We start from the raw sequence: 1,464 nt of genomic DNA, 5'->3' as shown, positions 1-1,464 counted from the left end.
GCCGCGGCCACCGCCGGCCGCAGCACCGCCAGCGCCTGGAACGCCGAGCGCGCCTGCCCGCCCAGCTCGGCCTTCAGGCTGGCGAGGTTGCGCCCCTGCCCCAGCTGCCGGCCGTTCTCGTCGACCACGCGGAAGTTCATGAACAAATGCGGCGACAGCTGCTCCAGCTTGAAATCGGCGCGCTTCACGTCGAGCTGCGTCTTGTCGCGCACCGCCTTCAGCAACACGTCCACCAGGCTGCCGGTGCCGAAGCCGTGCGCCTCGTGCACCTGGTCGACGAAGCCCTGCGCATAGTCCGGCAACGGCACCAGCCGCGAGCGCGGGCGCTGGTGCAAGGTCTTCACCAGCGCCAGCACCTTGTCCTTCAGCATGCCGGGCACCAGCCATTCGCAGCGCTCGTCGCTCACCTGGTTCAGCGCGTAGATCGGCACGGTGACGGTGACACCGTCCTTCGGGTCGCCCGGGTCGTGCAGGTAGCTCGCGATGCAGTCGACGCCGCCCATGCGCAGCGTCTTCGGGAACGACGCGGTCGTGATGCCCGCCGCCTCGTGCCGCATCAGCTCCTCGCGCGTCAGGAACAGCAGCTTCGGCTGGCGCTGGCTCTCCTCGCGGTACCAGCGCTCGAGGCTGTGCCCGCTGCACACGTCGGCCGGCAGCTGCTGGTCGTAGAACGCGTGGATCAGCTCGTCGTCGACCAGCACGTCCTGCCGGCGCGACTTGTGCTCCAGCTCCTCGACCTGCGCGATCAGCTTGCGATTGGCCGCAAGAAACGGCAGCCGCGTCTCCCACTCGCCGTTCACCAGCGCCTCGCGGATGAAGATCTCGCGCGCCGCCACCGCATCCACGCGCCCGAAATTGACACGCCGGTTGCTGTAGATCACCAGGCCATACAGCGTCGCCCGCTCCAGCGCGACCACCTCGGCCGCCTTCTTCTCCCAGTGCGGCTCCAGCAGCTGCGTCTTGATCAGGTGGCCGGCGATGCCCGGCAGCCACTGCGGCTCGATGTTGGCGATGCCGCGGCCGAACAGCCGCGTCGTCTCGACCAGCTCGGCCGCGACGATCCAGCGTCCCGGCTTCTTGCCGAGGTGCGAACCCGGGTGCTTGTAGAACTTGATGCCACGCGCGCCGAGGTACCAATCGTCCTCGTCGCTCTTCTGGCCGATGTTGCCCAGCAGCCCTGCCAGCATCGCCAGGTGCAGCTGGTCGTAGGTGGCCGGCAGCGTGTTGAGCCGCCAGCCGTGCTCGGCCACCACGGTGTGCAGCTGCGAATGGATGTCGCGCCACTCGCGCACGCGGCGCGGCGAGACGAAGTTGTCGCGCAGCAGCTGCTCCTGCTTGCGGTGCGAGAGCTTGTGCTCCTTGCTGCCGCCGCGCGCGTCTTCGAGCCATTTCCAGAGCTACAGCGTGCCGAGGAACTCGGAGCGGTCATCGTCGAACTTCGTGTGCGCCGCATCGGCCGCCTGC

Annotated in this window: 1 pseudogene; it reads right to left on the bottom strand. The window is 68.6% G+C overall.

The window, feature by feature from the left end:
* Positions 1–1,464 (bottom strand): annotated as a pseudogene (locus tag AC1DXV_RS34550) (DUF3418 domain-containing protein); the annotation flags it as partial.

The sequence above is a fragment of the Rhizobacter sp. P3_C12 genome (genome assembly GCF_056402735.1).
This window is presented reverse-complemented; position numbering and strand designations above follow the sequence as displayed.